This window comes from Kitasatospora sp. NPDC059648 (genome assembly GCF_042734825.1).
Lineage (GTDB): Bacteria > Actinomycetota > Actinomycetes > Streptomycetales > Streptomycetaceae > Kitasatospora.
On record NZ_JBHWDU010000004.1, the window covers coordinates 142985 to 149938 of the forward strand.

Sequence of the window (6954 nt, forward strand, 5' to 3'; positions counted from 1 at the left end):
GGGGTCAGCCGACCGCGCCCTCCATCTGCAGCTCGATCAGCCGGTTGAGCTCCAGCGCGTACTCCATCGGCAGCTCGCGCGCGATCGGCTCGACGAAGCCGCGCACGATCATCGCCATCGCCTCGGTCTCGGTCAGGCCGCGGCTCATCAGGTAGAACAGCTGGTCCTCGCTGACCTTGGAGACGGTCGCCTCGTGGCCCATGGACACGTCGTCCTCCCGGACGTCCACGTACGGGTAGGTGTCCGAGCGGGAGATGGTGTCGACCAGCAGCGCGTCGCACAGCACGTTGGACTTGGCGCCGTGGGAGCCCTCGCCGATCTCGATCAGACCGCGGTAGGACGTCCGGCCGCCGCCGCGCGCCACCGACTTGGAGACGATGTGCGAGGAGGTGTTCGGCGCCATGTGCACCATCTTGGCGCCGGCGTCCTGGTGCTGGCCCTCGCCCGCGAAGGCGATCGACAGGGTCTCGCCCTTGGCGTGCTCGCCCATCAGGTAGACGGCCGGGTACTTCATGGTGACCTTGGAACCGATGTTGCCGTCGATCCACTCCATGGTCGCGCCCTCGTACGCCACGGCGCGCTTGGTGACCAGGTTGTAGACGTTGTTCGACCAGTTCTGGATGGTCGTGTAGCGGCAGCGGCCGCCCTTCTTGACGATGATCTCGACGACCGCCGAGTGCAGCGAGTCGGAGGAGTAGATCGGCGCGGTGCAGCCCTCGACGTAGTGGACGTAGGCGTCCTCGTCGACGATGATCAGCGTCCGCTCGAACTGGCCCATGTTCTCGGTGTTGATCCGGAAGTAGGCCTGCAGCGGGATGTCGACGTGCACGCCCTTCGGCACGTAGATGAACGAGCCGCCGGACCACACGGCCGTGTTCAGCGCGGCGAACTTGTTGTCGCCGGCCGGGATGACGGTGCCGAAGTACTCCTTGAACAGCTCCGGGTGCTCGCGCAGCGCGGTGTCGGTGTCCAGGAAGATGACGCCCTGCTCCTCCAGGTCCTCGCGGATCTGGTGGTAGACGACCTCGGACTCGTACTGGGCGGCGACACCTGCGACCAGGCGCTGCTTCTCCGCCTCCGGGATGCCCAGCTTGTCGTAGGTGGCCTTGATGTCCGCCGGCAGGTCCTCCCAGGACTCGGCCTGCTTCTCGGTGGAGCGGACGAAGTACTTGATGTTGTCGAAGTCGATGCCGGAGAGGTCGGAACCCCAGGTGGGCATGGGCTTCTTGCCGAACAGCTTCAGGCCCTTGAGCCGGAGGTTCAGCATCCACTCGGACTCGTTCTTCTTCGCGGAGATGTCGCGCACGACCTCCTCGCTGAGCCCGCGCTTGGCCACGGCACCGGCGGTGTCCGGGTCGGCCCAGCCGTACTCGTAATTGCCCAGGCCTTCGAGCTCCGGGTGCGAAACGGTGTCAGTCATGCGAGCTTCCTAACGCGCGGACGCAGAATCTTCGGTGGACGTACCGGCAGTCGGCACTGCATCGGAGCCGTGGCCCGCGGAACGCCGGGCGGGCGACGATGCGGCACCGGGTGCCGGCACATAGGTGGTGCAGACCCCGTCGCCGTGGGCGATGGTGGCCAGCCGTTGCACATGGGTGCCCAGGAGCTGGGAGAAGACCTCGGTCTCCGCCTCGCAGAGCTGCGGGAACTGCTCGGCGATGTGCGCGACCGGGCAGTGGTGCTGGCAGAGCTGGGCGCCCGCCGGGGCCTTGGCCACGGCCGACGGGACACGCCGCACCGTGGCAGCGTACCCGTCCGCGCTCAGCGCCTCGGCGAGGGCCTCGGGGCGCTCCCCGGCCTCGGCCCGCCGCAGGGTCTCCTGGTACTTCTCGCCCTGCTTGCCGAACCGGGCACGGGCGAAGGCGGCGACCGCCTCCTCGCCCGCCTTGCCGCCGCCCACCGACTCCGAGATCCAGCGCAGCGCGTCGGCCGCGAGCTGGTCGTAGGCCTGGTAGAAGGCGTCCCGCCCGCCGTCGGTGAGGGCGAAGACCTTGGCCGGACGGCCGCGGCCCCGGCTGCCGTAGACGCGCTGCTCGCGGGACTCGACCAGGCCCGCGGCGGCCAGTCCGTCGAGGTGGCGGCGGACGGCGGCGGCGGTGAGGCCGAGCCGGTTCGCCAGGTCGGCGGCGGAGGAGGGGCCGTGGTCCAGGATCGAACGGGCGACCCGGTCGCGGGTGGCGCGGTGGCCCTCCAGCAGCACCTCGGCCGCCGTCACGGGCACGTCGCAGTGGGAGGCCGACTCGGCCTCCTGCTGCTGGGCGTGCTCGCGCATGTTTTTCACAACACCAGTGTTGCGTAATTGCTTCCGCCGAGACAACCCGTGATCCAGGCCTCACCGGTGTCATCTGTCACGCAGGTAAGCCTTACCTGATCAGCGGGAACGATCACCAAGGCCGGTGTCCGGTCCGTCCGTTCGGTCCTCTTAGACTCGCCGGTATGAACCCCGTACCCGCGGTAGAGATCGCCGGGCTGGTCAAGCGCTACGGCGACAAAGCCGCGGTGGACGGCCTCGACCTCACCATCGCACGCGGCGCGATCACCGCCGTCCTCGGCCCCAACGGCGCCGGCAAGACCACCACCATCGAGACCTGCGAGGGCTACCGCCGCCCCGACGCCGGCACCGTCCGCGTCCTCGGGCTCGACCCGGTCGCCCGGAGCGCCGAGCTGCGACCGCGGATCGGCGTCATGCTCCAGTCCGGCGGCGTGTACGCGGGCGCGCGCGCCGTCGAGATGCTGCGGCACACCGCCAAGCTGCACGCCCACCCGCTGGACGTCGACGCCCTGGTCGAGCGCCTCGGCCTCGGCTCCTGCGGCCGCACCACCTACCGCCGGCTCTCCGGCGGCCAGCAGCAGCGGCTCGCCCTGGCGATGGCCGTGGTCGGCCGCCCCGAACTGGTCTTCCTCGACGAACCCACCGCCGGCCTCGACCCGCAGGCCCGCCGCGCCACCTGGGAACTGGTCCGCGACCTGCGCGGGGACGGCGTCACCGTGGTCGTCACCACCCACCACATGGACGAGGCCGAGCAGCTCGCCGACCACGTCGCCATCGTCGACCGCGGCAGGGTCATCGCGGGCGGCACGACCGAGGAGCTGTGCCGCGGCGGCGCCGAGGACGCCCTGCGCTTCGACGGCCCGCCCGGACTCGACCTCGGCCCGCTGCTCAAGGAACTGCCCGCGGGCGCCACCGCCGCCGAGACCGCCCCCGGCAACTACCGCGTCGCGGCGCCCGTCGACCCCGGCAAGCTGCTGGCCACCGTCGCCGGCTGGTGCGCGGCCTCCGGCATCCTGCCCGAACGGCTCTCCGTCCAGCGCCGCAGCCTCGAAGACGTCTTCCTCGACCTGACCGGACGGGAGCTCCGCTCGTGACCACCGTGGACTACTCCCCGAAGCCGGGAGCGGCGCCGGTCGGCCGGATGCTGCTCGCCCAGACCGCCTTCGAGACCAGGATGCTGCTGCGCAACGGTGAGCAGCTGCTGCTCACCGTGGTCATCCCGACCGTGCTGCTGGTGCTGTTCTCCGCCGTGGACGTCGTCGCGGTGGAGGGCCCCGGCAAGCGGGTCGACTTCCTGGCGCCCGGCCTGCTCGCGCTGGCCGTGATGTCCACCGCCTTCACCGGTCAGGCCATCGCCACCGGCTTCGAGCGCCGCTACGGCGTGCTCAAGCGGCTCGGGGCCAGCCCGCTGCCGCGCTGGACGCTGCTGACCGCCAAGACCGGCTGCGTACTGGTCACCGAGGTGCTGCAGGTCGCCCTGCTGTCGGTGATCGCGCTGGCGCTCGGCTGGTCCCCGCACGGCAACCCCCTGGCCGTCGCCGCCCTGCTGGTCCTGGGCACCGCCGCCTTCTCCGGGCTCGGCCTGCTGATGGCCGGCACCCTCAAGGCCGAGGCCACCCTGGCCGCCGCCAACCTGGTGTTCATCCTGCTGCTGCTGGCCGGCGGGGTGATCGTGCCGCTGAGCAGGTTCCCCGGCGCCGTACGGTCGGTGCTGGAGCTGCTGCCGATCTCGGCGCTCTCGGACGGGCTGCGCTCGGTGCTCCAGCACGGTGCCGGGGTGCCCTGGTCGGACCTCGGCATCCTGGCCGGCTGGGCCGTCCTGGGGCTGGCCGCGGCCGCCCGGTTCTTCCGCTGGGAGTGAGCTCCTTCCCGCAGTGCGCGACGCCCCCCGGCCGGTTGAGGTCGGGGGGCGTCGCGCATCCGGTCGCGGATCAGCCCTCGCTGCCGCCACGGCGCTTGCGGGCGAGCAGCACGAGCGCGCCGCCGACCAGCAGCACGCCGCCGCCGACCGCCGCGATCATCGGGGTGGCGTCGCTGCTACCGGTCTGGGCGAGGGCCGGGGCGCTGGTCGCGGGGGCCGGAGCCGGGGCGGCCGGGGACTTGCTGGGGGGCGGGGTCGCCGACGGGGTCCTGCTCGGAGTGGGCGTCGCCGACGGGGTGTCGGTCGGCGTGGGGGTGGGGGTGGGGGTGGGGGTCGGGGTCTTGGTGGGGGTCGGGGTGGGCGTCGGGGTCGGTGTGTGGCACGGCGCGATGGTCTTGGTCTCGTCGACGTTCCAGCCCTTCTCGGCCGGGGTCTCGGTGGTCTTGACGACCAGGTGCGCCGTGACCGGGGCGTCGTGGTCCTTCACCGGGAAGGTGCCGTGGAACTCCGCCGGGAACTCCTTGGCGTCCAGGACCTTCTCGTCGCCGACGGTGAGGCTGACGGTGTTCTTCACGTCGGGCTTGGGGCTGTAGTTGATCAGGTCGATCACGACCTTGTCGCAGGTCACCGACCAAGTCGGCACGTGCGCCGAGGCGTTGGTGGCCAGCGCCAGGGGCAGGAGGAACCCGGCCGCCGCCGTGCCGGCGAGTGCCGTCGCACCGATCCGAATGTGCCGCTGCTGTCGCGCCATTACGCTGTTCCCCTCCGAACGGTCTTACGCAGCAGGCGCGTTGAGTGCTCCGCGGTGGCCCACTACGACATGTCCGGGGGACTCTACCGGCACTCCCGCACCGCGCCACACCCCGCCGTGCGACCGGATTTCGCCTGTCGGTCCGTTCCCGGATGTGCATGACCAGCCCATCACGGCCGCCACCTCGCAGAACGTGGAATCGGCGAAGTTGAATGAACTTTGTCACTTTGACCACAGAGCAGCGCCCTCGGCGATCGGATTCGATCGAACTCGATCACCGAGGGCGCAACATCGATCAGTCGGTGACCGTACGGAACACTCCGCCGGCTCAGGCCTTCTCGGTCGCCCTGCGTCGGGCCGCCACCACGATCCCGCCGCCGGCCGTCAGCACCACGGCGCCGCCGATCGCCAGCGGCAGCACCGGGCCGGAGCCGGTGTGCGCCAGGTTGCCGCCCGCGTTCGCCTGGGCGGACGGACCGGCCGAGGCACCCGGGACGGCGGACGGGCCGGCCGAGCCGCTCGGGCTCGGCTTACCGGTCGCCGGGGCGGTCGGGGAGCCGGACGGGCTGGTCGAGGCACTCGGCGTCACCGGAGCCGTCGGCGAGCCGCTCGGCACCACCGGCGGCACGGTCGCCGTAGCGGTCGGGGTCGGGGTCGGCACGGTGATGCCGAGCAGGCAGCCGGTGAACGGGCAGTGGTGGGTCTCGGCGCCGCCCTTGCCGGTCAGCGAGGCCGCGACCACCGAGCCGTTGACCGGACCGCCGCTGCCGAGGTCGAAGGCGGCGTTGGGCGCGAGCACGGTGCCGGCCCAGGCGGCCGCACTGTTCGATAAAGGGGTGGACCAATCCGCACTCTTCCGGCCGAACGGGTGAATGGTCAAGACCAATGACCGCCTTGCCCGAACAGTCCTGTTTGCTCCTCCGCCGCTGGACTCCGCGCCCCGCCCCAAGATCGCCTGTAAGGCCACCTACGATTGATGCCGTGCGTACCCCCTTCTCCCTGCTCGCCGAGCGCTGGCAGCCCTCCGCCGCAATGGTCCGGCGCGCCGCGTTCGCCGCGCTGGTGATGAGCGTGGTGATCGTCGTCACCGGCGGCGCCGTCCGGCTCACCGCCTCCGGCCTCGGCTGTACGACCTGGCCCCGCTGCACCGCCGAAAGCCTGACGCCCACGGCGGAAATGGGCTTCCACGGCATCGTCGAGTTCACCAACCGGATGCTCACCTACGTGCTGAGCGCCGCGGTCGGCTGGGCGATCCTGGCCGCCCGCTGCCACCGCCCCTGGCGGCGGAGCCTCACGAAGCTCGGCTGGGCCCAGTTCTGGCTCGTGATGAGCAACGCCGTCCTCGGCGGCATCACCGTGTTGACGGGCCTGAACCCCTACACCGTCGCGCTGCACATGATCGCCGCGATGGCCCTGGCCTGGGTCGCGCTGCTGATGTGGGAGCGGTCGAAGGAAGGCGACGGCGCCCCCCGGCTTTCGGTGGCCCGCCCCATCCATCAGCTCTCCTACGTGCTGGTCACCGTCGTCGGCCTCCTGGTCGCAGCGGGCACCCTGGTCACCGGCGCCGGCCACCACCCGGGCACGCCCCAGGACAACAAGATCGTCCCGCGCATCCCGATCGACTACGACAGGCTGGCCCAGTTCCACGCCGACTTCGCGTTCGTCTCCGTTGGCCTGACCATCGCGATGATCTTCGTCTTCGCGGCGATCAAGGCCCCGCAGGCAGCCAAGTCCCGCACCAAGGAACTCCTCGCGGTGCTCTTGCTCCAGGGCGTCCTGGGCTTCATCCAGTACTTCACCGACGCCCCCGAGCTCATGGTCGGCCTCCACATGCTCGGCGCGACGCTGACGTGGATCGCCGCCCTCCGCATCCCCCTCGCCCTGCGCGTACGCGAGGACGTGGCCCCGGAAAAGCTCCCCGCCCAGACCCCGCAGACTGCCGCAGTCTGAGCCTCGTCGAATGCCCCCCAACCCCCCCGTGGGGGGCAGAGACGGTAAACCGCCCCTAAACCCGGGGCCCCGGCAGGGGGCAACGGGGCGGGGGGGCCGTGAGGGGGGCGGCGGCCCAAG

General features: G+C 71.4%; 7 protein-coding genes. 3 read left to right on the forward strand and 4 right to left on the reverse strand.

Annotation, left to right across the window (positions count from 1 at the left end):
* Positions 1-4: 4 nt before the first annotated feature.
* Both sufB and ACFV1W_RS04595 read right to left on the reverse strand, forming a co-directional pair.
* Positions 5-1420, reverse strand: coding sequence for a Fe-S cluster assembly protein SufB (gene sufB / locus ACFV1W_RS04590; protein ID WP_380413058.1), 1416 nt, complete (start codon positions 1418-1420; stop codon positions 5-7).
* Positions 1421-1429: 9 nt separating this feature from the next.
* Positions 1430-2272, reverse strand: a complete 843-nt coding sequence (locus ACFV1W_RS04595) for a helix-turn-helix transcriptional regulator (protein ID WP_380413059.1) — start codon at positions 2270-2272, stop codon at positions 1430-1432.
* Positions 2273-2436: 164 nt separating this feature from the next.
* Between ACFV1W_RS04595 and ACFV1W_RS04600 the strand changes: the two genes are divergently transcribed.
* Together ACFV1W_RS04600 and ACFV1W_RS04605 are read left to right on the forward strand one after the other, a co-directional pair.
* Positions 2437-3366, forward strand: a complete 930-nt coding sequence (locus ACFV1W_RS04600) for an ABC transporter ATP-binding protein (RefSeq protein ID WP_380413060.1) — start codon at positions 2437-2439, stop codon at positions 3364-3366.
* A gap of 47 nt (positions 3367-3413) precedes the next feature.
* Complete coding sequence (locus ACFV1W_RS04605) at positions 3414-4133, forward strand: ABC transporter permease (RefSeq protein ID WP_380413168.1); 720 nt, start codon at positions 3414-3416, stop codon at positions 4131-4133.
* Positions 4134-4203: 70 nt separating this feature from the next.
* On the opposite strand, the gene ACFV1W_RS04610 is transcribed toward ACFV1W_RS04605, so the two are convergent.
* Together ACFV1W_RS04610 and ACFV1W_RS04615 are read right to left on the reverse strand one after the other, a co-directional pair.
* Positions 4204-4884, reverse strand: coding sequence for an LAETG motif-containing sortase-dependent surface protein (locus ACFV1W_RS04610; RefSeq protein ID WP_380413062.1), 681 nt, complete (start codon positions 4882-4884; stop codon positions 4204-4206).
* A 328-nt stretch (positions 4885-5212) separates the two neighbouring features.
* Positions 5213-5764 (reverse strand): choice-of-anchor A family protein, encoded by a 552-nt coding sequence (locus ACFV1W_RS04615; protein WP_380413064.1) that lies wholly within the window; start codon positions 5762-5764, stop codon positions 5213-5215.
* A gap of 101 nt (positions 5765-5865) precedes the next feature.
* Between ACFV1W_RS04615 and ACFV1W_RS04620 the strand changes: the two genes are divergently transcribed.
* The gene (locus ACFV1W_RS04620) at positions 5866-6834 is read left to right on the forward strand and encodes a heme A synthase (protein ID WP_380413066.1); all 969 of its coding nucleotides are present in this window, start codon (positions 5866-5868) and stop codon (positions 6832-6834) included.
* Positions 6835-6954: the final 120 nt, after the last annotated feature.

What these genes read in the sequence shown, in the direction of transcription:
- ACFV1W_RS04595 (WP_380413059.1), bottom strand. Translation starts at nt 2,272, where the DNA reads ATGCGCGAGCACGCCCAGCAGCAGGAGGCCGAGTCGGCCTCCCACTGC.
- sufB (WP_380413058.1), bottom strand. Translation starts at nt 1,420, where the DNA reads ATGACTGACACCGTTTCGCACCCGGAGCTCGAAGGCCTGGGCAATTAC.
- ACFV1W_RS04605 (WP_380413168.1), top strand. Translation starts at nt 3,414, where the DNA reads ATGCTGCTCGCCCAGACCGCCTTCGAGACCAGGATGCTGCTGCGCAAC.
- ACFV1W_RS04610 (WP_380413062.1), bottom strand. Translation starts at nt 4,884, where the DNA reads ATGGCGCGACAGCAGCGGCACATTCGGATCGGTGCGACGGCACTCGCC.
- ACFV1W_RS04600 (WP_380413060.1), top strand. Translation starts at nt 2,437, where the DNA reads ATGAACCCCGTACCCGCGGTAGAGATCGCCGGGCTGGTCAAGCGCTAC.